At 70.3% G+C, this 22,356-nt stretch carries 22 protein-coding genes; 14 read left to right on the forward strand and 8 right to left on the reverse strand.

What is annotated here, in order from left to right; translation table 11 throughout:
• Together FB561_RS12695 and FB561_RS12700 are read right to left on the reverse strand one after the other, a co-directional pair.
• Positions 1-867 (reverse strand): hypothetical protein, encoded by an 867-nt coding sequence (locus tag FB561_RS12695; RefSeq protein WP_145806301.1) that lies wholly within the window; start codon positions 865-867, stop codon positions 1-3.
• A 100-nt stretch (positions 868-967) separates the two neighbouring features.
• Positions 968-1,141 carry a CsbD family protein gene (locus FB561_RS12700; protein ID WP_145806303.1) on the reverse strand — a complete coding sequence of 58 codons (174 nt, stop codon included), beginning with the start codon at positions 1,139-1,141 and terminating at the stop codon, positions 968-970.
• 61 nt (positions 1,142-1,202) lie between these two features.
• On the opposite strand from FB561_RS12700, the gene FB561_RS12705 reads away from it, so the two are divergent.
• The 5 genes from FB561_RS12705 (at position 1,203) to FB561_RS12725 (ending at position 6,895) form a co-directional block, all read left to right on the forward strand.
• Positions 1,203-2,234, forward strand: coding sequence for a DNA topoisomerase IB (locus FB561_RS12705; RefSeq protein ID WP_238334786.1), 1,032 nt, complete (start codon positions 1,203-1,205; stop codon positions 2,232-2,234).
• Positions 2,235-2,328: 94 nt separating this feature from the next.
• On the forward strand, positions 2,329-2,934 hold the full coding sequence (locus FB561_RS12710; RefSeq protein ID WP_145806305.1) for a flavodoxin family protein: 606 nt from the start codon (positions 2,329-2,331) through the stop codon (positions 2,932-2,934).
• A 63-nt stretch (positions 2,935-2,997) separates the two neighbouring features.
• Positions 2,998-3,321, forward strand: coding sequence for a plasmid stabilization protein (locus FB561_RS12715; protein ID WP_145806307.1), 324 nt, complete (start codon positions 2,998-3,000; stop codon positions 3,319-3,321).
• 10 nt (positions 3,322-3,331) lie between these two features.
• The gene (locus FB561_RS12720; RefSeq protein WP_145806309.1) at positions 3,332-4,504 is read left to right on the forward strand and encodes a zinc-dependent alcohol dehydrogenase; all 1,173 of its coding nucleotides are present in this window, start codon (positions 3,332-3,334) and stop codon (positions 4,502-4,504) included.
• 6 nt (positions 4,505-4,510) lie between these two features.
• Complete coding sequence (locus FB561_RS12725) at positions 4,511-6,895, forward strand: phosphoketolase family protein (protein ID WP_145806311.1); 2,385 nt, start codon at positions 4,511-4,513, stop codon at positions 6,893-6,895.
• A gap of 6 nt (positions 6,896-6,901) precedes the next feature.
• Here FB561_RS12725 and FB561_RS12730 read toward each other — a convergent pair whose 3' ends face one another.
• Positions 6,902-7,702, reverse strand: coding sequence for a sigma-70 family RNA polymerase sigma factor (locus FB561_RS12730; RefSeq protein ID WP_145806313.1), 801 nt, complete (start codon positions 7,700-7,702; stop codon positions 6,902-6,904).
• A gap of 157 nt (positions 7,703-7,859) precedes the next feature.
• On the opposite strand from FB561_RS12730, the gene FB561_RS12735 reads away from it, so the two are divergent.
• Positions 7,860-8,480 carry a UdgX family uracil-DNA binding protein gene (locus FB561_RS12735; RefSeq protein ID WP_145806315.1) on the forward strand — a complete coding sequence of 207 codons (621 nt, stop codon included), beginning with the start codon at positions 7,860-7,862 and terminating at the stop codon, positions 8,478-8,480.
• Here FB561_RS12735 and FB561_RS12740 read toward each other — a convergent pair.
• Complete coding sequence (locus tag FB561_RS12740) at positions 8,469-9,434, reverse strand: TIGR03557 family F420-dependent LLM class oxidoreductase (RefSeq protein WP_145806317.1); 966 nt, start codon at positions 9,432-9,434, stop codon at positions 8,469-8,471. The genes FB561_RS12735 and FB561_RS12740 overlap by 12 nt on opposite strands.
• Positions 9,435-9,673: 239 nt before the next feature.
• Between FB561_RS12740 and FB561_RS37865 the strand changes: the two genes are divergently transcribed.
• From FB561_RS37865 to FB561_RS12750, 3 genes are all read left to right on the forward strand, one after another.
• Positions 9,674-9,817: a GPGG-motif small membrane protein gene (locus FB561_RS37865; protein WP_170284650.1), complete on the forward strand. Its 144-nt coding sequence runs from the start codon at positions 9,674-9,676 to the stop codon at positions 9,815-9,817.
• 114 nt (positions 9,818-9,931) lie between these two features.
• Positions 9,932-10,660 carry an NIPSNAP family protein gene (locus tag FB561_RS12745; RefSeq protein ID WP_145806319.1) on the forward strand — a complete coding sequence of 243 codons (729 nt, stop codon included), beginning with the start codon at positions 9,932-9,934 and terminating at the stop codon, positions 10,658-10,660.
• 151 nt (positions 10,661-10,811) lie between these two features.
• Positions 10,812-11,735: a serine protein kinase RIO gene (locus tag FB561_RS12750; RefSeq protein ID WP_145806320.1), complete on the forward strand. Its 924-nt coding sequence runs from the start codon at positions 10,812-10,814 to the stop codon at positions 11,733-11,735.
• Here FB561_RS12750 and FB561_RS12755 read toward each other — a convergent pair.
• A complete protein-coding gene (locus FB561_RS12755) occupies positions 11,732-12,922 on the reverse strand; it encodes a 3-hydroxybutyrate oligomer hydrolase family protein (protein ID WP_145806322.1) in 1,191 nt (396 codons plus the stop codon). The genes FB561_RS12750 and FB561_RS12755 overlap by 4 nt on opposite strands.
• 182 nt (positions 12,923-13,104) lie before the next feature.
• Positions 13,105-14,793, reverse strand: a complete 1,689-nt coding sequence (locus FB561_RS12760) for an FAD-binding dehydrogenase (protein WP_238334787.1) — start codon at positions 14,791-14,793, stop codon at positions 13,105-13,107.
• 59 nt (positions 14,794-14,852) lie between these two features.
• Between FB561_RS12760 and FB561_RS12765 the strand changes: the two genes are divergently transcribed.
• Together FB561_RS12765 and FB561_RS12770 are read left to right on the forward strand one after the other, a co-directional pair.
• Entirely contained in the window at positions 14,853-16,730 is a 1,878-nt protein-coding gene (locus tag FB561_RS12765) for a DUF5107 domain-containing protein (RefSeq protein ID WP_145806324.1), read from the forward strand.
• Between the two features lie 139 nt (positions 16,731-16,869).
• A complete protein-coding gene (locus tag FB561_RS12770) occupies positions 16,870-17,271 on the forward strand; it encodes a hypothetical protein (RefSeq protein WP_238334788.1) in 402 nt (133 codons plus the stop codon).
• A gap of 75 nt (positions 17,272-17,346) precedes the next feature.
• Here the strand turns inward: FB561_RS12770 and FB561_RS12775 are convergent, their stop codons facing one another.
• Positions 17,347-17,979 (reverse strand): TetR/AcrR family transcriptional regulator, encoded by a 633-nt coding sequence (locus FB561_RS12775; RefSeq protein ID WP_145806326.1) that lies wholly within the window; start codon positions 17,977-17,979, stop codon positions 17,347-17,349.
• A gap of 149 nt (positions 17,980-18,128) precedes the next feature.
• Here FB561_RS12775 and FB561_RS12780 point away from each other — a divergent pair, with 149 nt between their 5' ends.
• Complete coding sequence (locus FB561_RS12780; RefSeq protein ID WP_145806327.1) at positions 18,129-19,307, forward strand: phosphatidylinositol-specific phospholipase C1-like protein; 1,179 nt, start codon at positions 18,129-18,131, stop codon at positions 19,305-19,307.
• A 5-nt stretch (positions 19,308-19,312) separates the two neighbouring features.
• Complete coding sequence (locus FB561_RS12785; protein ID WP_145806329.1) at positions 19,313-19,756, forward strand: OsmC family protein; 444 nt, start codon at positions 19,313-19,315, stop codon at positions 19,754-19,756.
• Positions 19,757-20,165: 409 nt separating this feature from the next.
• On the opposite strand, the gene FB561_RS12790 is transcribed toward FB561_RS12785, so the two are convergent.
• On the reverse strand, positions 20,166-21,320 hold the full coding sequence (locus FB561_RS12790; protein ID WP_145806331.1) for an FUSC family protein: 1,155 nt from the start codon (positions 21,318-21,320) through the stop codon (positions 20,166-20,168).
• A 69-nt stretch (positions 21,321-21,389) separates the two neighbouring features.
• Between FB561_RS12790 and FB561_RS12795 the strand changes: the two genes are divergently transcribed.
• On the forward strand, positions 21,390-21,893 hold the full coding sequence (locus tag FB561_RS12795) for a DUF5709 domain-containing protein (protein WP_145806332.1): 504 nt from the start codon (positions 21,390-21,392) through the stop codon (positions 21,891-21,893).
• Positions 21,894-22,356 lie beyond the last annotated feature (463 nt).

Below are 22,356 nucleotides of genomic sequence, written 5' to 3' on the forward strand. Positions count from 1 at the left end.
TCAGAGCCGGTTGTAACGCTTGCGGGCCTCCCGGCTCTCCTTCTGCCGGTCCCGGGCGGCCTTCCTCGCCTCGTCCAGCTCCGCGGTCACCCGGCGGACCGTCTCCCGGGCTTCCTCCAGTGCCTCCTGTGCCTCGGTGAGCTGCGCGTCCAGCTCCTCGACGGTCGCCTCGGCCTGCTCGGCCGCGGCCACCGCGTCCTCGAGCTCCTGCTGGGCCTCGGCCCGTATCGCGGCCTCGCGTTCCTCCTCCTCGCGCTCGGCCTGCTCCCGCTCGGCCTTCGCGGCGGCGGACTCCTCGTCCTCGTGGGCCTTCGCGGCCTTGCGTCGCTCCTGCGCGGCGCGGCGCCGGTCGTCGGTGAGCGGGGTGACGTTGGACGGTTCGCCGCTCTCGTCGACGACGCCGAAGCCGACGTGCCGCAGGGCGCTGCTGAGCCGGCCCTCGCGGACCGCGTCGCCCGCGGCCGGGTCGATCAGCGCGGCGTCGAGGGTCTCGCGGAGCTTCTGGCCGACGTCGGCGCTGAGCTTCTGCCCCTGCTCGCCGGCCAGTTCGGTGGCGGCGCGGACCAGGCCGTCGATCACCTGGTGCCGCCGCGGGGTCAGCTCGCGCAACCGGTCGCCGTCCAGGTCGGCGGTCGCCTCCCGGAACTCGTCACCGAGCGCGAGCAGGTCGTCCAGGTCGTCCGGTCGTTGCCGGGCCAGCAGGTTCGCCACCCAGGCGGCCACCGTCGGTTTGCGCAGTGCCTTCAGCCGGGTCGACCCGAGCTGGTCGCCGTCGGCCTTCAGCTGTTTCGCCAGCTGGTTGCGGGTGGCAATGAAGTCCGCGGCCGGTGCCGCGTACAGCTCGTCCGCCGCGTCCTCGAAGTCCACCCTTAGAAGCTACAGGAACACGCTGGCGGGCTCAGCAGTTCGCGCAGAACGATCCCCACCGACCGGATGGTGTCGGTGGGGATCGGTCCAGCGGGGGAGGTCAGTGCTTGAAGGCGTCCTTGGCCTTCTGCCCGGCCTGCTTCAGGTCGGCCTTCGACTGTTCGGCCTTCCCCTTGGCCTGCAGATCGCGGTTGTCCGTGGAGTCGCCGGTCTTCTCCTTGACCTTCCCCTTGGCGCTCTCGGCCGCGTTCTTCATCTTGTCGCCGATACCCATCGCTCTCTCCTCCGTGGTGCCGGTTCCGTACGGCCTCCGGGTGCCCCGGCCCTCTCGATCCATGCATGCCCACCGGGTACCGACCGGTATGCGGCTGCGGCGGAGCGACCCCGACCGGCCGGGCCTGTCCCGGCGCCGGCGCGGGCAGGGATTCGGGTACAGCGACGCGGACGGTGACCGGATCACCGACCCGGAGGTCCTGGAGCGGATCCGGGCCCTGGCGATTCCGCCGGCCTGGCAGGACGTCTGGATCTGCCCGTACCCGAACGGTCACCTGCAGGCGGTCGGTACCGACGAGGCCGGCCGCCGCCAGTACCTCTACCACGACGACTGGCGGGCGACCCAGGACGCGGACAAGCACGACCGGGTCCGGCAGCTGGCCCGCAAGCTGCCCGCCTTCCGGGAGGCGGTGGAGGCCGACCTCGTGGCGAAGGGCATCGGCCGGGACAAGGTCCTCGCGACGGCTCTGCGGATGCTGGATCACGGCGTCATCCGGACCGGCAACGACGAGTACGCGGACGAGTACGGGAGCCGGGGTGTCGCGACGATGCTGCGGACCGACGTCCGGGCCGGGCGGGACACCGTGGTGTTCGGTTTCGTCGCCAAGGGCGGGGCCGAGCGGGCCCTCGAGCTGGCGGACGAGCAGCTCGCGGGCGCGGTCCGGTCGCTCAAGCGGGCGCGGCACGGTCACCAGCGGTTGTTCGTCTACCGGGACCGGGACGGGTACCACGAGATCGACGCGACGATGATCAACGAGCGGTTCCAGCAGATCGTCGGCGACGAGTTCACGGTGAAGGACCTGCGGACCTGGGCCGCCACCGTGCACGCCGCGATCGATCTGGCCGCGGCGGACCCGCCGGCCACGAAGAAGGCCGGCACCGCGGCGGTCAAGGAGATGCTCACGGAGGTGTCCGATCACCTCGGCAACACCCCGGCGGTGGCGCGGGCGTCGTACGTCGATCCTCGCGTGGTCAAGCAGTACCGGCGCGGCCGCACCATCGCCGCCGCGGTCCGCCGGGTCGGTACCGATCTCGGCGACGTCGAGGTCCGGACGGCCCTGGAGCGGTCGGTGAACCGGTTGCTGGGCGCATAGAAGGCGAACAGCAGCCGCACAGCAGGCGCATGGAACCGGATCGGCTGGGCACCGGCGCTGGGCGGAGCGGGGGCCGATCAGGGTAGGAGTTGGGATGCGCGCGCTGGTACTGAACTGCACGCTGAAACCGTCACCGGAGCGGTCGAACACGGACGCGCTGGCCGACGTGGTCGTCACGGCGCTGGAGAAGGAGAGCGTCGAGGTCGAGCGGGTCCGGCTGGCCGACCTGGACATCCGGCCCGGGGTGACCAGCGACGAGGGCGACGGCGACGAGTGGCCGCGGATCCACCGGCAGTTGCTGGACAGCGACATCCTGGTGGTCGCGACGCCGACCTGGGTGGCCCGGCCGTCCTCGATCGCGCAGCGGATGCTGGAGCGGATGGACGCGATGATCAGCGAGACCGACGACGACGAACGTCCGGTCGCGTACAACAAGGTCGCCGGAGTGGTTGTCACCGGCAACGAAGACGGCGCGCACCACGTGATCGCCGAGATCAGCGGCGGACTCGGCGACATCGGGTACACGGTCCCCGGCCAGGCCTGGACGTACTGGAACAAGGGCCCCGGACCCGGGCCGAGCTACAACGACACCGGCGAAGGCCACGACTGGTCGGCCAGGACCGGCCGCGCGATGGCCAGCAACCTGGTCGCCGTCGCGAAGGCGCTGACCGCGAACCCGGTCCCGCCGCCGCCGAGCTGATTGCTCCGGGAAGCGTCGGGTACCGGGCAGCCAGCGTGATGGTCAGGGCGAAAGGAGCGGATCATGCCCGCAGGGTCGAACAAGAAGAGGGAACGGCAGTACGAGCACATCAAGGCCGGCCTGAAGGACCGCGGCCGCAGCGAGGACACGGCTGAGGAGATCGCCGCCCGTACGGTGAACAAGGAGCGGGCCCGTTCCGGCGAGGCCAAGCAGACGAGCCGCAGTTCGACGCACGACATGTCGTCGAGCAAGCGCGGCGGGCAACGCTCGCACAGCGGTTCGCAGGGCCGGACCAGGGATCAGCTCTACAACGAGGCCAAGCAGAAGAACGTCAAGGGCCGCTCGAAGATGACCAAGGCCGAGCTCGAGCACGCGGTCGGCCGCTGAGAGAGGGCATATGAAGGCACTGACCTGGCAAGGCAAGCGCAGGATCGAGTACGGCGAGGTCCCGGATCCGAAGATCGAGGAGCCGAACGACGCCGTAATCCGGGTGACCTCGACCGGGGTCTGTGGGTCCGACCTGCACCTGTACGAGGTGATGGCCCCGTTCCTCGACCCCGGTGACGTGCTCGGCCACGAGCCGATGGGCATCGTCGAGGAGGTCGGATCCGGGATCACCAACCTCGCGCCGGGTGACCGGGTCGTGGTGCCGTTCCAGATCGCCTGCGGGTCGTGCTTCATGTGCGAGCAGGACCTGCAGACGCAGTGCGAGACCACCCAGGTCCGGGACCAGGGCATGGGCGCCGCGTTGTTCGGCTACACCAAGCTCTACGGCCAGGTGCCGGGCGGCCAGGCCGAGTACCTGCGCGTGCCGCAGGCGCAGTACGGGCCGATCAAGGTGCCGCACGGGCCGGACGACGACCGGTTCGTCTACCTGTCCGACGTGTTGCCGACGGCCTGGCAGGCGGTCGAGTACGCCGGGGTCCCGGACGGCGGGTCGGTCGCGGTCCTCGGACTCGGCCCGATCGGGGACATGGCCACCCGCGTCGCGCAGCATCGCGGATACCGGGTGATCGGTGTCGACCTCGTGCCCGAACGTCTCAAGCGCGCTCGCGATCACGGGGTCGAGACGGTCGAGTACTCCGACGACGTCGCCGACGCGGTCCGCAATCTCACCGACGGGCGGGGGCCCGACTCGGTGATCGACGCGGTCGGGATGGAGGCGCACGGGTCGCCGAGGGCCCGGTTCCTGCAGCAGGCGGCGGGGTTGCTTCCGAACGCGTTGCAGCGCAAGGTGATGGAGACGGCCGGCGTCGACCAGTTGGCGGCGCTCTACCTCGCGATCGACCTGGTCCGCCGCGGCGGCACCATCTCGTTGTCCGGGGTGTACGGCGGGATGGCGGACCCGCTGCCGATGCTGACCGTGTTCGACAAGCAGATCCAGCTGCGGATGGGGCAGGCGAACGTGCACCGCTGGGTGGACCGGATCCTTCCGCTGCTCGACGACGAGGACGTGCTGGGCGTCGACGGTTTCGCTACCCATCACGTCCCGCTGTCCGACGGCCCCGAGGCGTACGAGCTGTTCCAGCAGAAGCGGGACGGCGCCGTGAAGGTCCTGCTCAAACCGTAGAAGGGGATGAGGGTGGAGCGAGTCGACGGGCATCCGCTGAGTGACGAGGAGTTGCAGGCGCTCGACGCGTACTGGCGGGCCGCCAACTACCTCTCCGTCGGGCAGATCTACCTGCTCGCGAATCCGCTGCTCAAGGAGCCGTTGCGGCCCGAGCACGTCAAGCCGCGGTTGCTCGGGCACTGGGGGACGACGCCGGGGCTGAACCTGGTCTACGTGCACCTGAACCGGGCGATCCGGCAGCGGGAGCTGTCGATGATGTCCGTGATCGGGCCGGGGCACGGTGGTCCGGCGATCGTCGCGAACACCTGGCTGGAGGGCAGCTGGACCGCGACGTACCCGAACACCACCCAGGACGAGCCGGGGATGGCGCGGCTGTTCAAGCAGTTCTCGTTCCCCGGTGGGATCCCGAGTCACGTGGCGCCGGAGGTCCCCGGATCGATCAACGAGGGCGGCGAACTCGGATACTCGCTCAGTCACGCGTACGGCGCGGCCGCGGACAACCCGGATCTCGTGGTCGCCTGTGTGGTCGGGGACGGCGAGGCGGAGACGGGGCCGTTGGCGACCTCGTGGCACTCGAACAAGTTCCTGAATCCCCGGCGGGACGGCGCCGTCCTGCCGATCCTGCACCTCAACGGCTACAAGATCGCCAATCCCGCCCTGCTGGCCCGGATCGGTGACGACGAGCTGACCGCGTTGCTGCGCGGCGTCGGGCACGAGCCGTACCTGGTGGAGGGGTCGGATCCGGTCGAGGTCCATCAGGCGATGGCGGCCGCGGTGGACAAGTGCCTGGACCGGATCCGCGAGATCCAGGTCGAGGCCCGGGTGGAGGGCGAACCGGTGACGCGGCCGGCCTGGCCGATGATCGTGCTGCGGACGCCGAAGGGGTGGACCGGGCCGCGCACCGTCGACGGTGAGCCGGTCGAGGACACGTGGCGTTCGCACCAGGTGCCGTTGTCGGGGGTCCGGACGAACGAGGACCACCTGCGGCAGTTGGAGGACTGGCTCCGCAGCTACCACCCGGAGGAGCTGTTCGACGAGAACGGAACCCCGGTGGAGTCGTTGCTCGCGCTGGCCCCGCGTCCGTCCTTGCGGATGGGGTCGAGTCCGCATGCGAACGGCGGCCTGCTCACCCGCAACCTCGAACTCCCCGAGCCCGCCGAGTACGCCGTCCCGGTGAAGGCGCCCGGGGCCGAGGACGGTGAGCCGACGAAGGTGTTCGGGCAGTACCTGCGGGACGCGTTCCGGCTGAACGAGAAGCACCGCAACCTCCGGCTGGTCGGACCGGACGAGACCGAGTCGAACCGGCTGGGCGCGGTGTACGACGTGACCGGCAAGGCCTGGGTCGCGGGCCGCCGGGACACCGATCTGCACCTCGATCCCGACGGCCGGGTGCTGGAGATGCTCAGCGAGCACACCTGCCAGGGCTGGCTGGAGGGGTACCTGCTGACCGGGCGGCACGGGGTCTTCTCGTCGTACGAGGCGTTCGTGCACATTGTCGACTCGATGGTCAACCAGCACGCCAAGTGGCTGAAGACGGTGAACCGGCTGGACTGGCGCCGGCCGATCCCGTCGCTCAACTACCTGCTCACGTCGCACGTCTGGCGGCAGGACCACAACGGCTTCTCGCACCAGGATCCCGGCTTCATCGATCACGTCGTGAACAAGAAGGCCGAGGTGGTCCGGGTCTACCTGCCACCGGACACGAACACGCTGCTGTCCACGATGGACCACTGCCTGCGGACCCGGAACTACGTCAATGTCGTTGTCGCCGGCAAGCAACCGCAGCCGAACTGGCTGGACTGGGAAGCGGCCGCGTTGCACTGCGCTCGCGGGATCGGCGTCTGGGACTTCGCCGGCAACGACGAGGGCGATCCGGACGTGGTGATGGCGTGTGCGGGGGACGTGCCGACGTTGGAGACGCTCGCGGCCGTCGACCTGCTCCGCGAGCACCTTCCTGACCTGCGGGTCCGGGTCGTCAACGTGGTCGACCTGATGCGGTTGCAGGACTCGACCGAGCACCCGCACGGGCTGCCCGACCCGGAGTTCGACGCGCTGTTCACGACCGACAAGCCGGTCATCTTCGCGTACCACGGGTATCCCTGGCTGATCCACCGGCTGACCTACCGCCGGCGCAACCATGAGAACCTGCACGTCCGCGGGTACATCGAGGAGGGCACCACGACCACGCCGTTCGACATGGTGGTGCTGAACAACCTGGACCGGTACCACCTGGCGATGGACGTGATCGACCGGGTGCCGGCGTTGCGGACCAAGGCGGTCAGCGTTCGTCAGTGGCTCGCCGATCAGCGGGTACGGCACCGCGTGCACACCACCCGGTACGGCGAAGACCTCCCCGAGGTCCGGAACTGGCGCTGGGGGAGGCCTTCGTGAGCGAGGTCAGGACCGCTTCGGCGGCAGCTCGCGGGTGAGATCGGCGCGGAGCCGGTCGAGGATGCCGCGGAGCAGGCGGGAGACCTGCATCTGGCTGACGCCGAGCTCGTTGCCGATCTCCTCCTGCGTGTAGCCGTTGCAGAAGCGCAGCTCGAGGATCCGGCGATCCCGGTCGCCCAGACCGTCGACCGCGGGCGCCAGGGTGTGCACGTTCTCGACCAGCTCGTACCCCGACTCGGCGTCGGCGACCGTGTCGAGCAACGTGCTCCCGGTCTCGGCCGTCCCCGGGGCGTCCAGGGACAGCGCACTGAAGCAGGCCCGGACCGACGACGCCTCGGCGATCTCGCCGGCGTCGGTCCCGAGGGCCTCGGCCGTCTCGGAGTCGGTCGGGAGGTGACCGAGCTTCTGGGTCAGCTCGGGCTCGGCGGCCGCGATGCTGCCCTGCATCTCCTGGACCCGGCGCGGCGGCCGGACGGTCCAGGCGCAGTCCCGGAAGTACCGCTTCAGCTCGCCGCGGATGGTCGGGACGGCGTACGCGAGGAACGCCGTCGACGCGTCCAGCCGGTACCCGTTCGCGGCCTTGACCAGGCCGAGGTACGCCACCTGCTCCAGGTCGTCGGCGTCCACGCCCTTGCTGCGGTACCGGGACGCGATCGACCGGGCGATCGGTGCGTTGAGGATCACCACCTCGTCGAGCAGTTGCTGGTGGTGCGGGTCGGGCTGGCCGTCAGCCTGTTCGAGCAGTTCCTGGGTGGTTTCGGCGATGCGCTGCTTGGAATCGGCAGCGGGGACAGGAGCGATCGTCACGGGAGGGACCTCGTCGTGTGTCGATCGGCGTGGCGTCAAGGCTGAACCACTTGCCTTCCACCAGACCAGACTTGCCCACGCGATTCAACCCCCAGGCTGTTACAGCTGTTTGAATCCGGTGCGTGTGCGGCCGCTCGCCCGCGGGAACCGGCGGAGCATGACCAAGTACGCGGGCGCGCGCGAGTGGATCCCGGAAAGCGGTGGCATGCGGGCCGTCCGTACCGCGCTGCCTACCTGCCGTGGTTGCGATCTCTGGGAGGACGCCGAACAGGTCGTCCCCGGTGAAGGCCCCGTCCGGGCGCGGATGATGCTGGTCGGCGAACAGCCGGGTGACGTCGAGGACAAGGCGGGCCACGTGTTCGTCGGACCGGCCGGGCGGCTGCTGGACAAGGCACTCGAGGCGGCCGGGATCGAGCGGAAGGACGTCTTCCTGACGAACGCGGTGAAGCACTTCCGGTTCGAGCCGCGCGGCAAACGCCGGATCCACAAGACCCCGTCGACCGGACAGATCGTTGCCTGCAGCCCCTGGTTGGACGCCGAGCGGGCGATCGTCCGGCCCGAACTCGTCGTCGTCCTCGGCGCCGTCGCGGCCCGTACGTTGCTCGGTCCCGACTTCCGGGTCACCCAGCACCGTGGCGAACGCGTCGACCTCCCCGACGGCACCCCGGCGATCCCGACCGTTCACCCGTCCTCGGTGGTCCGCTCCCGCGAGTACCGCCGCGACTTCGAGCTCTTCGTCACCGACCTCCGCACAGCGGCCGAGGTGCTAGGTCAGTGACCGGCGGAGTTCGGGCAGGACCTCGGTGCGGTAGAGGTTCATCATGTCGACCGAGTGCGGGCCGATGTTCGCCACGTAGATCTCGTCGAAGCCGGCCTCGACGTACGGCTGGAACGCCGCGACGTGGGCGTCCGCCTTCGGGCCACAGGTGACCGACTCGGCGGTCGAGTCCTTCGTCACCAACTGGCTGGCCTGTTCGAAGTGCCGGGGTGACGGCAGGACCTGGGCCAGTTCGCCCGGCAGCCCCGAATTCGCCCAGATGCGATGGGCCTGCTCGACACCCTCCGCCTCGGTGGGGGCGTAGCTGACCTTGAAGCCTGCCTGGGTGGGCTTGTCGCCACCGCCGTTCGCGCGAAACCGCTCCAGCAGGTCCCGGTCCGGCGACGTCGTCATGTACCCGTCGGCGATCCGCGCGGCGACGTCGGTCGCCTGCGGGCCGAAGCCGGACATGTAGACGGGCAGCGGTGTGTCCGGCCTGGTGTAGATCCGTGCGGTGTCGACGGTGTAGTGCTTGCCGCGGTGCGAGACGAAACCGTCCTCGGTCCAGAGCCGGCGCATGATCTCGACCGCCTCCTCGAGCATTTCCAGGCGGACGTCCACGGTCGGCCAGGGGCCGCCGAAGATGTGCTCGTTGAGCGCCTCCCCGGTCCCCACCCCGAGCTGGAAGCGTCCGTTCAGCAGTACCGCGCTGGTCGCGGCGGCCTGCGCGATCACGGCCGGATGGATGCGAACCGTGGGACAGGTGACAGCGGTGGTGACCGGGAGTTCACAGACCTGGGCGATCGCGCCGAGCGTGGACCAGACGAACGCGCTCTCGCCCTGTTCGTCGTTCCACGGGTGGTAGTGGTCGCTGATCCACAGCGCGTCGAAACCGGCCTCCTCGGCCAGCCGCGCCTGCTCGATCAGCTGCGCCGGCGAGTACTCCTCGGAGGACAGGAAATAGCCGATCTTCACGTCGTCTCCTCAGGATCGGAATCGCGGAGTGGGTACGCCGGGCCCGGTGCCCCGCGGCGCTCTCGGTATGCGTCCCCGGCGCTTACTTTGTGTGCTCGATCGGTGGCTGTTTTCGTCCCTCCACAAGGCGTTTGCGCCGACTCCGGCGGGGCACCGGATGGGTCGGCGGAACCACCGCCGACGCACGGGGAAAGAGGCCGTCGGGCGTACCCGCCCGGCCAGTCGAGAAGGGAACGACCATGGGCCTGGTGCTCTGGATCATCGCGGCGATCCTCGTCATCGCAGGAATTGTGTCGCTGGTGCGTGGACAGCTGCTCTGGGGTGCTGTCCTGATCATCGTGGGCCTGCTGGTGGGGCCCGGCGGCGTCAGCATCTTCACCTGACCTGGTAAGACCGGAACCGGAGGCCGCAGCGGATCGCTGCGGCCTCCGGTCGCGTCCGGGCCCCGGATCCCATCACTGACAGGCGGTGTCAGGTTTCCCGGCTTGACTGGGCAGATGCGAGAGAACTGCTGTGCCGTCGTCGACCTGCGCCAGTACACCCTGCATCCCGGCCGTCGGGACGACCTGATCCGGGTCTTCGACGAGGCGTTCGTCGAGGGGCAGGAGCAGTACGGCATGCACGTCGCCGGGCAGTTCCGCGATCTCGACGACCCGGACCGGTTCGTCTGGTTCCGCGGATTCCCTGATCTGCCGACGCGGGGTGAGGCGCTGAGCAGCTTCTACTCCGGCCCGGTCTGGAAGGAGCGCGGTGGCGAAGCGAACGCCACGATGCTCGACTCCGACAACGCCCTGCTGCTCCGGCCGATCGAGCTCGGACCCGGGTATCCGGCCGTTGACGCGCCGCGGCCGCCGATCGGTACGACCGATGTCCCCGGCTCGGTGGTCGTCGGAGCCGTGTACCACCGGGGCTCGCTCGACGACGGATTCGCCGGCTGGTTCGCGGCCGAGGTCGTGCCGATCCTGGCCGAGACGGGGGCCGCTCCGGTCGCGGTCTTCGAGACGTTGCCGGCGGCGAACAACTTCCCCGCCCTGCCGTTGCGGGACGAGACCGTCCTCGCGTGGTTCGCGGTGTTCGGCGACGACGCTCGGTACGACGCGCATCGGCGGGCGCTCGCGGAGTCGGTGCTGTGGCGGGAGAGGATCGCCCCCGAACTGGACCGCCGTTCGGTCGCGCCTGTGCAGGAACTCCGGCTCCGGCCGACCGCGCGATCGCAGTTCCGGTAATTCGGTTGCGGTGCCCTGGTGGGGTGGGCATCCTTTGGGAGAACTGCGCGGCGACGAGTGCCGCCTGGACCTAAGGAGGGCTGACGGATGGCCATCACTGTGCTGCGGCGTGTCCGCGTCAGTCCCACCTCACCGTTCAGGAGCACTCCCGATGTCTTCCGACGTCTTTCGTACCGACACCGAATCCGCTGACCTCGCCGCGCGCTGGGCCGAGCTCAGCGGCGACGACTCCCAGCCCGATCCCGCCGACGCGTTCGTCTTCAAGTTCCACGAGGTCGAGGAGCAGCTCGGACCGGATCAGCGCTGGACCACCTGGCTGGACGTCGAGCGCGGTTCTCGCGGCCCGGATCCACGACCCGACTGGGTCGTGACGGAACAGGCCGCGATCGACACCGAGCTCGGCGTCCTCAAAACCGGCAAGGAAGCCGACGTCTTCCTGGTCGAACGGGCCGTCGAAGCCATCGGCGACAACCCGGCCAAGTCCTCGCTGCTCGCCGCCAAGCGGTACCGCACCGAGGAACACCGGTCCTTCCACCGCAGCACGGCGTACGTCGAGGGCCGCCGGACCCGCAACAGCCGCGACAGCCGGGCGATGGCGAAGAAGACCTCGCACGGCCGCAGTGTCGCCGCGGGGCAGTGGGCGTACGCCGAATGGGATGCGCTCTGCCGGCTTTGGAAGGCGGGCGTCCCGGTGCCGTACCCGGTCCAGGTGGACGGCACCGAACTGCTGATGGAGTTCATCGACGACGGTGCGGGCGGTGCCGCGCCCCGGCTCGCCCAGGTCCGGCCGGACAAGGCGCTGCTCGGGACGTACTTCGAGCAGTTGCGCGGCGCGATGCGCGAGTTGGCCAGGGCGGGGTTGGCCCACGGAGACCTGTCGCCGTACAACGTGCTGGCGCAGGGCGAGCGGATCGTGATGATCGACCTGCCGCAGGTGATCGACGTCGTCGGCAACCCGAAGGGGATGGAGTTCCTGCTCCGGGACTGCCACAACATGGCGACCTGGTTCACCAACCGCGGTCTGGAGATCGACGAACAGGAACTCTTCGCCGACCTCCTGACCATGGTGTTCTAACGCGCGATTTCCCTTTGCAGCAAGGGAACCAGGGGGACCAGCTGGTCGGGGTGGGTGTCGACGAGGCCGTCGACGTGGTTGCCTGCCTCGACCCGCTGGTACTCCAACAGGCTGGAGCGGCCCGCCCGGCGCGCCATCGCGGCGTACTCGTCGGAGTCCTTGGTGATCGGCAGCAGGCTGTCGTACGTGCCGTGGATCGTGACCAGCGGGCGGCCGATCCTGCCGGTCAACGCGATCCGGCGGACCGCCTTCTGGGCTTGCGGCCTGGACGCGTAGTCGTACGCGCTCTCGGGGCCGGTGTACGTCGGGTCGAGCTCGGCCGCGTAGATGCGCTGGGTCAGCTTCCAGTAGACCGCGTAGTGGTAGTCCCAGAGGAAGTCCGACCGGGGATCGAAGCCGGCCGCGACGATCCGCGCGGGTGATTGTTGCTCGTAGCCCCTGATGGCCGGCGGCAGGAACGTCAGCACGTTCGACCCGTCGGCGCTCCACAGCGTGCCCTCCAGGTCGACGCCACGGGTGTACAGCTCGGGGTGGTTCTCCAGTTGCCAGCGGACCAGGTAGCCGCCGTTCGAGAGGCCGGCGGCGACCACCTCGCGCGGCGCCCGGCCGTAGCGCTGGGCAACGACCGCGCGGGCGGCCCGGGCGAGCTGGGTGGTGCGCTGGTTCCACTCCACGATCGCGTCGCCGGGCCGGACGCCGTCCCGATGGAACTCGGCGCCGGTGTTCCCCTTGTCCGTCGCCGCGAACGCGTACCCGCGGGAGAGCACGTAGTCGGAGATCGCCCGGTCGTTCGCGTACTGCGCGCGCACGCCGGGCGAACCGGTGACGACAAGGCCGCCGTTCCACCGGGCCGGCAGCCGGAGCACGAACTGGGAGTCGTGGTTCCAGCCGTGATTGGTGTTCGTGGTCGAGGTGTCGGGGAAGTAGCCGTCGATCTGGATCCCGGGGACGCCGCTCTGCTGGGGGAGCCCCGCATGCGTCAGGCCCGCGTAGTCGGCCGGATTCGTGTGCCCGGAGGCGACGGTACCGGCCGTGGTCAGGTCAGCCAGACAGGCGACCTCCTGGTACTGCGCGCCGGGTACTCGAATCCGCGGACAACCGTGCGCGTCGGCGGCGGGTACGAGCGCACCGGTGAGCAGCGCGGTGACGGCGAGGGCGAGGCTGAAACGGCTGAGCGGACGGCGCATCGGTGAACCTCCGGGGTCGGCTGCGCGCCAGGCTAAGAGCCGGACTCGTCGCCGCCCCAGAGGATCGGACCACACAACCAACCCCCACCGAATAGGCCCGCACAACACCGCCCGACGCCCGCTCGATGGCGCGACCGTGTGCGCGGGCCGCCGAGGCCCGCAAGGCTGCGGGCGAGCGGTGGTCAGCTGGTGGCTTTGGCGGCGGCTCGGCCGGCGGTGCGGCCGGAGAAGAGGCAGCCGCCGAGGAAGGTGCCTTCCAGCGAGCGGTACCCGTGCACGCCGCCGCCGCCGAAGCCCGCGACCTCGCCGGCCGCGTACACCCCGGGCAGCGGGCTGCCGTCCGCGCGCAGGACCCGGGAGTCCAGATCGGTCTGCAGGCCGCCGAGCGACTTGCGGGTGAGGATGTTCAGCTTCACCGCGATCAGCGGTCCCGCCTTCGGATCGAGGATCCGGTGCGGCGGCGCGACCCGGATCAGCTTGTCGCCGCGGTAGTTGCGAGCACCCCGCAACGCGGTGACCTGCAGGTCCTTGGTGAACGCGTTGTCGAGCTCGCGGTCCCGGGCGACGATCTGCCGCTCCAGGCCGGCCGCGTCGATCAGGTCCGCACCGGCCACGTGGTTCATCCCGCGGACCAGGTCGGCGAGGTTGTCCCGGACGACGAAGTCGGCGCCCTTGTCCAGGAACGCCTGCACCGGCGCCGTCGCACCACCGCGGGCCCGGCCGAGGACCCCCTTGACGTCCTTGCCGGTGAGGTCCGGGTTCTGCTCCTGCCCGGACAGCGCGAACTCCTTCTCCACGATCTTCTGGGTCAGCACGAACCAGCTGTAGTCGTACCCGGTCGCGACGATGTGTTCGAGCGTTCCGAGGGTGTCGAAGCCCGGGAACAGCGGCACCGGGAGACGCTTGCCGGTGGCATCGAACCAGAGCGACGACGGCCCGGGCAGGATCCGGATCCCGTGCAACGGCCAGATCGGGTCCCAGTTCCGGATGCCCTCGGTGTAGTGCCACATCCGGTCCCGGTTCACGTACCGGCCGCCGGCCGCCTCGGTGATCGCCAGCATCCGGCCGTCCACGTGCGCGGGGACGCCGGAGATCAGGTTCGCCGGCGGCTTGCCCATCCGGGCCGGCCACTGCTCGCGGACCAGGTCGTGGTTCCCGCCGATCCCGCCGGAGGTGACGATGACGGCCTGCGCCGTCAGCGCGAAGTCCCCCGTCTCCTCGCGCGAACTCGCGGCCCCACGGGCCACGTCGCTCGGCTCGAGGACCTTCCCGGCGACCCCGTCGACCGTGCCGCCGGTGACGGTCAGCTCGTCGACCCGATGCCGGAACCGCAGCTCGACCAGCCCGTTCGCCACCGCCTCGCGGACCCGCCGCTCGAACGGTGCGACCAGCCCCGGCCCGGTCCCCCAGGTGATGTGGAACCGGGGCACCGAGTTCCCGTGGCCGTCGGCGAGGTACCCACCGCGCTCGGCCCAGCCGACCACCGGGAAGAAGCGGACTCCCTGGGCGTGCAACCACGCGCGCTTCTCCCCGGCGGCGAAGTCGACGTACGCCTCGGCCCAGCGCCGGGACCAGCTGTCCTCGTCGTCCAGCCGGTCGAACCCGGCCGAGCCGAGCCAGTCCTGCAGAGCGAGGTCGCGGGAGTCCCGGATCCCCATCCGGCGCTGCTCCGGCGAGTCGACGAACAGCAGCCCGCCGAAGGACCAGTACGCCTGGCCGCCGAGCGAGGTCTCCGGCTCCTGGTCGAGCAGCAGTACCTTCTTGCCGGCGTCGGCCAGCTCCGCCGTCGCGGCCAGCCCGGCCAGCCCCGCTCCGACAACGATCACGTCCGCGTCCATCGCCAGTCCCCTCTGCGCGCCTCGGTCGTCCATGTATAGCGGACAACCCCACCCGTGGACGGGACCTGCGCAGAGTTGCAAGAATTGTCCTCGTGACGACCCTTTCCGCGCACGATCTGGTCCTGCCCGCCGCCTCGCTCGGGGAGGAGAACCCGCTGCCGCCACTGCGCAGCCAGCAGGAGCTGCACCGGGTCGAGAACCTGGACGCCCTCCCCGCCGACCTGGCCGAGAACATCCGGTACGGCGGTCTGCGCAGCATGCTCCCGTGCCTCGACCAGGACGGGTACGACCGCGAGCTCGTGGACCAGGCGCTGCCGTCCCTCGTGCTCGAGAACGACCACGTCCGGGCGACCGTCCTGCCGAGCCTCGGTGGCCGGCTGTACTCGCTCGTGCACAAGGCGAGCGGCCAGGAACTGCTCTACCGCAATCCGGTCCTCCAGCCGGCGAACCTCGCCCTGCGGAACGCCTGGTTCGCGGGTGGCGTCGAGTGGAACCTCGGCAGCACCGGCCACTGGACAGGGACCTGCTCACCGATGCACGCGGCCCGCGTCGACGGACCCGACGGCACCCCGGTCCTCCGCCTCTGGGAGTGGGAGCGCACCCGGAACCTGGTCGTCCAGCTCGACTTCTGGCTCCCGGCCGACTCGGAGCTGCTGTACGTCGGCGCGCGGATCCAGAACCCGTCCTCCGACGTGGTCCCGGCGTACTGGTGGTCGAACATCGCCGTCGAGCAGTCGGAGGGGACCCGGGTCGTGGCTCCAACGGACCAGGCCTGGCGGTTCGGGTACGACCGTGGGCTGGCGCTGGTCGGCGTCCCGGAGTACGACGGGATCGACCTGACGTACCCGATGCGGCACGGCCGGGCGGTCGACTTCTTCTTCGAGCCGGAACCGGGCGAGGCCCCGTGGATCGCGGCGCTCGATGCTGAGGGCAACGGTCTGGTGCAGGCCTCGACGCAGCGGCTGCGCGGGCGGAAGTTGTTCGTCTGGGGTGAGGGCCAGGGTGGGCGGAACTGGCAGGACTGGTTGTCGCCCGGGCTGAGCGGACCCGGGTACTGCGAGATCCAGGCCGGCCTGGCCCGGACCCAGATGGAGCACCTGAAGTTGCCTGGCGCAACCAGCTGGACCTGGCTGGAGGCGTACGGCCGGCTGTCGCTGGATCCCGCGATCGCGCACGGCGAGTGGGGCGACGCTCGCGCCGGGGCCGGTACCGCGGTGGGCGGCCTGGTCGGCGACCTCGGTGAGCGTGAACGCGAGTGGGCGACGATCGCGGACGCGGAGCCGGGGGAGCCGTTGTTCCGCGGATCAGGCTGGGGCGCGTTGGAGCTCAGGCGGACCGGCTGGTCGGTGTCGTCGGGTACGCCATTTCCCTCGGAGACCATGGGTGAGCGGGAACGCGCTTGGTTGCCGCTGCTCGACGGGCAACTCGCGGATGACGCTGGTACGCCGGACGGGACGTTGGTGGCGTGGAACGACCTGCTCGAAGGGGCCGAGGACAACTGGCTTGTCTGGTACCACCGAGGCGTCGTCCGCTGGTACCACGGTGACGAAGCGGGCGCGATCGACGCCTGGCAGAAGTCCGGCGACAACCCGTGGGCGCTGCGGAACCTCGCGACGACCACGTCCGATCTGGCCGCCTACGTTCGCGCGGTGGAACTGGCTCCCGAGGTGGCACCGCTCGCGATCGAGGCGGTGAACGCGGCGCTCGACGTGGACCTCGGCACCGCCGGGCGGATCCTGGACCGGCTCCCGGCCGAGGTGGCCGCCGATCCGCGGATCCGGCTGGCCCGGGTCCGGTACCTGCTGGTGACCGGGCAGGCCACCGACGCGGAGAAGCTGCTCGACGAGGGGATCGACCTGGCCACCGTCCGGGAAGGCGCGAACCCGCTCGCGGAGTACTGGCGGCAGACCCAGGAGCAGCTTGGCACGGACCGGCCGGTCCCCGCGCGGTACGAGTTCGGGATGCACTGACGCCTGTCACCAAATCTTTGTCAGGACGTGGGAACCGACCTCCTCGTCCTGGCGTCTCACCGTTGTGCGGCGAGGGCCGCGCAAGTTGTATCCGACAACGACCGCGCCTCCCGCGGGCGGCGCGTCGGGGGTGAGTGCCATGTTGACCTTCATTGTTCTCGGTGGGTTCGGCCTGGTGCTGCTGGTCGCGGCATGCATCGTGGCTGACGTGACCGCGGGCGCCAGGCGGCGTCGCGGTGACGGGGAGGAGAAGACCGCGGGACGCGTGGTCCGGGTTCGTGGACCGGTCCGTGGTCAGCTGGACGGAGGTGTCCCGGCGGAGTACGTCGAGATCACCGTCGAGTACTACACGCGGCGCGGTGAGGGACCGTTCGAGGTCCACCGCCGGCTGCCGGTAGCAAGCAGGAATCTGTACGCGCTGGACGACCGGGTGATCGTCAGTTACGACGTCCGGTCACCGCGGCAGGCCCGCATCGCGGGGCGGGTCAGCCACTGGCCGCAGCTGGGACCGAGTTCGTCACCACCGGTCCCGCTGCCGTAGGCCCTTTCTTCGAGCACTGCCCTCGCCACAGCCGGCGGGGGATCTGCTGATTTCCGGCCCTGTGCCCACGGAGCCTCAGGAAAGGTACGGCTCCAGCAACCGGTGCAGGGTCGGCAGCCCGTGCGACAGCACCCGCTCGGCGTCCTCGTCGGGCAGCCGGTCGGCCAGGTGCGCGAGCGCCTCGCCCATCGTGATCGTCAACGTCACCGTGAGCCGGAAATCCTTGCTGTCCTCGGCCCCGAACCGCCGGCTCAGCAACTCGGCGAACTCGCCGGCGTGCTGGTCGTCGAACTCGCCGGGCGTCGCCTCCAGCTCCGGATCGCCCAGCCCACTCAGCACCACGGCCCGGAACCCCGGGTCGGTCCGGTGCATCTCCCGGAAGGTTTCCAGCGTCACCTCGACCGCCTGCCGCCAGTCCTGCACGTCCGCCAGCCGGGCCCGGACGGCCTCGGTGTACCGGTGCTGGTTGCGCCGCTCGATCGCCTGGATCAGGGTCCGCTTGTCCGGGAAGTAGCGGTACACACTGCCGACCGCGATCTCCGCGCGCTTGGCGATGCTGCTGGTGGAGGCCGCGTCGTACCCGCGCTCGACCACCTCGGCGCAGGCCGCGTCGAGGATGCGCTCGACCTGCCGGTTCGCCCGGTCCTGGGTCGGCGTCCGGCGCAGCGGGTACGCTCCCGCCTCCTCGCTCGCAGAAGTGGAGACCATAGGGCCATTGTGCCCGCCGCGGGGGGACAACGTTGCCATCCGAACCCGTTCAATTCGATGACAGCTTGGATCCTCCTCACGGTGACCTCGGCGGCGCGAGAATCGGCACCGCTACCACCGCCCACAGTCGGAAGAGGGGAACACCAACCATGCGGATCAGCAGCAAACTGACCGCCGGACTCGTGTCCGTCGCGGTCGCCGCCGCGGGCCTCGCCGGTACGGCCCTGACCACCGGGGTGCCCGATCGGGCCGCGCCCGCCACCGAGGCCCGGACCGATGCGGGGCCGCGGCTGAACCAGGTCCAGACGATCGGCGCGCACAACTCGTACCACCGGGAGCTCGGCGCCGCCGAGAAGCAGGTGCAGCAGGCGCAGGACCCGAACGCGGGCAACCTCTGGTACTCGCACGCGTCGATCCCGCAGCAACTCGGGGACCAGAACGTCCGGGCGCTCGAGCTCGACCTGTTCCCGGACCCCGACGGCGGCCTCTACACGTACCCGCTGATCCGCAAGCTCACCGGCCAGGGCCCGCTGACCGACCCGGCGCTGGCCCGGCCCGGGATCAAGGTCCTGCACATCGCCGACTTCGACTACAACACCACCTGCCGCAGCTTCGTCCTCTGCCTGGGTCAGGTGAAGGCCTGGTCCGACGCCAACCCGAACCACGCCCCGGTGACCATTCAGTTGGAGCTCAAGCAGTCCGACCCGCGGATCGTCGCCGCCGGCGGAGTCGAGGCCCCGCCGTGGGATCTGGCCAACCTGAACAGCGTCGACACCGAGATCCGGTCCGTCTTCTCCGAGCAGCAGCTGCTCTCGCCCGACGACGTCCGCCGGCCCGGCCTGACGCTGGAGCAGTCCGTGCTGACCAAGGGCTGGCCGACGCTGGCGCAGGCGCGCGGCAAGGTGATGTTCTACTTCGACAACGGCGGCGAGGGCCAGATCCGCGACCTCTACCGGGCCGGCAAGCCGAACCTCGAAGGCCGCGCCGTGTTCACCCGCGGCCCCGAGGGCCAGCCCGATGCCGCGGTCACCATGGTCAACGATCCCCGCGGTACCAACCAGGCCGAGATCCAGCGCCTCGTCCGCAAGGGGTACCTGGTCCGGACCCGCTCCGACGAGCCGATGTCCACCGTGCTGAACAACGAGACCAGCCGCGTCGGCATCGCGCTGGCGAGCGGCGCCCAGTGGGTCACCACCGACTTCCCGGTCGCCGGGATGGCCGCGCGGTACGACCGTGACTTCGTCGCGAAGCTGCCGGGCGACGCCGCCGTACGATGCAACCCTGTCGCATCCCCCGCGTGGTGCAGGGGCAACGTCTCGGAGAGGTAGCGCGCATGTCGGAGCACGTGGTCGACGTCAGCTGGAGCCGCGGTGAGCACGAGTTCACCTACCAGACCTACAGCCGCGACCACGACTGGCGCTTCGACGGCGGCGTGACCGTCCCGGCGTCGGCGAACCCGAAGTACCTGGGGACGCCGGCGCCGGTGGACCCGGAGGAAGCCTTCGTGGCGGCGTTGTCGTCGTGCCACATGCTGACGTTCCTGTCGATCGCGGCGAAGAAGCGGATCGTGGTCGACACCTACGACGACCACGCCGTCGGCGTGATGACCCCGAACGAGCGCGGCAAACTCGCGATCACCAAAGTCACGCTCCACCCCAAGATCACCTTCGCCGGCCCCGAACCCGACCGCGAGGTGCTGGCGAAGATCCACCACCTCGCCCACGAAGAATGCTTCATCGCCAACTCGGTCACCACCGAGATCGAAGTGGACTTCTAGTGGCCCTGAACACCAAGAAACCACCCGGCCGGCTGGCCTGAGCCTCGCGCAAGCGGCGTCAGGACAGCCGGCGGGTGGTTTGGTGCTACCGCTGTGGCGGTGCACTCGACGGGTTCGGCGGCGCCTCGCTGGGGCGCCTCTTGCGGTTCGCGAGCTTCCGTGCGGTCTACCTCGGTGGGGAAGACCGTTCGGGTGCGCCGCCGGACCCGTCCGTCCGGTCGCGCCTTGAGCTAGTGCTCGGCGGCGGCGTCGTACCGGTCGTCGGTGGGGGTGGCGGCGGGCTCGTCCTCGCCGCGCACGGTGCCCTGTTCGCCGGCCAGGGCTGCCATCAGTCGGTGGATCGTCATGCCGGTGAGACGCACCGGGTGGGTGGTTATGACGAAGATCCGGAAGAATTTCTTGGTGTGAGCTAGTTCTCATCCAGGCCGTCGGCCCGCAGCGGTACCAGGGTGCGGGCCTCCTCGTACGAGGTGCCGGTCAGTTCGAGCAGGTCGACGATGGTGGAGCGGATCTGGCCGAGCACCACGACCGCGGACAGCGAACCGGGGATCGGCAGCTCCGCGGTGCGGCGGCCGAGTTCGCCGAGGACGCGGTGGGCGGCGACGTCGGCGTGCGGTTCGAAGAGCGACTCGGCGATCAGGCGGGTGCCGTCGGCGAGGCGTTCGAGCAGGTCGGGGAACTCCGTGGGCATCTTCTCGCCGCGCCAGACCGAGACGGCGCAGCGGCGGACCAGGACGCGGATGTTCCGGATCGCGCGGTCGAGCGGGACGACCAGGTTCGCGATCTGGTGGACGCGGCCGCGATGGCGCCGGCGGAACGGGGAGAGCCGGACCACGGCGACGCCCTCGTCGGCGGCGCTGCGGAGGTCGTCCAGCATCGACTCGCTGGCGCGGGCGCGGCGGAGGGCGTCGGTGACCGCGTCCTCGTCGGCCGCGCGGAGGCCGTCGGCGGTCTCGATCAGGATCGCGGAGAGCTCGTTCAGTACGTCCGCCGCTTGTTGCCGTGGGCGTCGAATCGCGGCGGCCGGGGCGATCGTGGCGGCGGCCAGCGCGACCACGCCGCCGAGGACCGCGTCCAGCCAGCGGCTGAACCCGGCGCCCGGATCGGGGAGCAGGGTGGTCACGATCGCGGCCTGGACGCCGGCCTGGGTGGTCATCAGGTTGCCGGCGCCGAGCAGGACCGCGATGCTCATCGCCAGCGCGATCACGACCACGATCTGGACCACGCCGGTACCGAACAGTTTCACGAACAGGTCGCCGACGAGCACCCCGACCGCGACCCCGACCATCACCTCGGCGACCCGGCGCAACCGCTGCCCGTAGCTGAACCCGAGGCAGACCATCGCGGCGACCGGCGCGAAGAACGGCTGCTGGTGGCCGACCACGTACCGGGCCAGTGCCCAGGCGACACCGGCGGCGAGCGCGCACTGGGTGATGAAGAAGATTCGGTTCTGCCAGCGTTCGACCCGGCGCTGGACCGACGCCCTGGACCGGCGGGCCGCCCCGGGGGCGATGTCGTCGCGCAACTCCCGCAACTGCTCCAGCGTCAGCCTGACCGGGTCCACCCCACCATGATGGCGGACCCGGCCACGCTCTGCCTTGATTCGGCCCGGGCGGACCGCCAGTGTGGTCCCATGACCGAGAACAACCGCGAGGACTACGGCAGCTACAGCGTCGACGACGAGGATCAGTTGCAGCCGGAGGACACCCTGAACGACCGTGGGGTGGACGACCTGCTGGACGAGGGGTACTCGCCGCCGGAGAAGTGGTCCGCGGGCGAAGGATTCGGCAACACCGCGGACGAGGCGTTGCAGGGTGAGTCGCTGGACCAGCGGATCGCGCAGGAGGAGCCGGACGTCGACCCGTACGCCGAGGACGGTGAGAACGTCGGCGGCCCCGAGGTCGGGACCGAACGCTCCGGCCGGCTGGTCGCGCCGGACGAAGGCGCGCACGAGGACGAGGAAGAAGAGCTGATCGCCGAGGACGTCGGCTTCGACGGCGCGGCGGCGAGCGCGGAAGAAGCAGCGGTCCATGTGGTCGAGGACGACGAGCCGTTCGAGTTGGACAACGAAGACGAAACCGACCTGCAGGACGTCCGCGACGTGGACCTGGGTGATGTCGGCGACCTCGAGGACTGATTTCGGATTCTGAATCGCGCACCTCGACCGCCGGGGTACGTCCGCTCGCGGTGACTCCACGTGCCGCCTGGGGTAGCTTCCACCCGCCACCAACCCACTCGGCCCACCGCTGAGTGCCCGGGGCGGGTGGAAGCAGTTGAGGCGAGGCGGCGGCCGGCTGCCCCGAGTAGTCGGCTCCGCCGCTCACCACCACCACTCCCCGCCGCCCGCACCCGCGCTCCCGGTCCCGGCAGCCTTGGCCGCGCTGCCGGTCCCCGCAGCCTGTACGAGCTGTTCGCTCCCGGCCGCTAGTACCAGCGTTGCCGGAAGGCGCAGCCTGTACCCGCGCTGCCGTAGGCGCCGTCCGCACCGCGTTGCCGGGACGCACCGCCTGTACCCGCGCGGCCGTACGCACTGCCTGTCCCCGCGACGCCGTCCGCACCGCGCTGCCGGGATGCACTGCCTGTGCCCCGGGCTGCAAGTT

It is taken from the genome of Kribbella amoyensis, assembly GCF_007828865.1.
Classification (GTDB): domain Bacteria; phylum Actinomycetota; class Actinomycetes; order Propionibacteriales; family Kribbellaceae; genus Kribbella; species Kribbella amoyensis.

Coding starts and splice junctions, on each gene's coding strand:
- FB561_RS12750 (WP_145806320.1), top strand. CDS start 10,812: ATGTCTTCCGACGTCTTTCGTACCGACACCGAATCCGCTGACCTCGCC.
- FB561_RS12775 (WP_145806326.1), bottom strand. CDS start 17,979: ATGGTCTCCACTTCTGCGAGCGAGGAGGCGGGAGCGTACCCGCTGCGC.
- FB561_RS12715 (WP_145806307.1), top strand. CDS start 2,998: ATGCCCGCAGGGTCGAACAAGAAGAGGGAACGGCAGTACGAGCACATC.
- FB561_RS12785 (WP_145806329.1), top strand. CDS start 19,313: ATGTCGGAGCACGTGGTCGACGTCAGCTGGAGCCGCGGTGAGCACGAG.
- FB561_RS12705 (WP_238334786.1), top strand. CDS start 1,203: ATGCATGCCCACCGGGTACCGACCGGTATGCGGCTGCGGCGGAGCGAC.
- FB561_RS12770 (WP_238334788.1), top strand. CDS start 16,870: ATGTTGACCTTCATTGTTCTCGGTGGGTTCGGCCTGGTGCTGCTGGTC.
- FB561_RS12795 (WP_145806332.1), top strand. CDS start 21,390: ATGACCGAGAACAACCGCGAGGACTACGGCAGCTACAGCGTCGACGAC.
- FB561_RS12745 (WP_145806319.1), top strand. CDS start 9,932: ATGCGAGAGAACTGCTGTGCCGTCGTCGACCTGCGCCAGTACACCCTG.
- FB561_RS12755 (WP_145806322.1), bottom strand. CDS start 12,922: ATGCGCCGTCCGCTCAGCCGTTTCAGCCTCGCCCTCGCCGTCACCGCG.
- FB561_RS37865 (WP_170284650.1), top strand. CDS start 9,674: ATGGGCCTGGTGCTCTGGATCATCGCGGCGATCCTCGTCATCGCAGGA.
- FB561_RS12780 (WP_145806327.1), top strand. CDS start 18,129: ATGCGGATCAGCAGCAAACTGACCGCCGGACTCGTGTCCGTCGCGGTC.
- FB561_RS12710 (WP_145806305.1), top strand. CDS start 2,329: ATGCGCGCGCTGGTACTGAACTGCACGCTGAAACCGTCACCGGAGCGG.
- FB561_RS12735 (WP_145806315.1), top strand. CDS start 7,860: ATGACCAAGTACGCGGGCGCGCGCGAGTGGATCCCGGAAAGCGGTGGC.
- FB561_RS12720 (WP_145806309.1), top strand. CDS start 3,332: ATGAAGGCACTGACCTGGCAAGGCAAGCGCAGGATCGAGTACGGCGAG.
- FB561_RS12760 (WP_238334787.1), bottom strand. CDS start 14,793: ATGGACGACCGAGGCGCGCAGAGGGGACTGGCGATGGACGCGGACGTG.
- FB561_RS12725 (WP_145806311.1), top strand. CDS start 4,511: ATGAGGGTGGAGCGAGTCGACGGGCATCCGCTGAGTGACGAGGAGTTG.
- FB561_RS12700 (WP_145806303.1), bottom strand. CDS start 1,141: ATGGGTATCGGCGACAAGATGAAGAACGCGGCCGAGAGCGCCAAGGGG.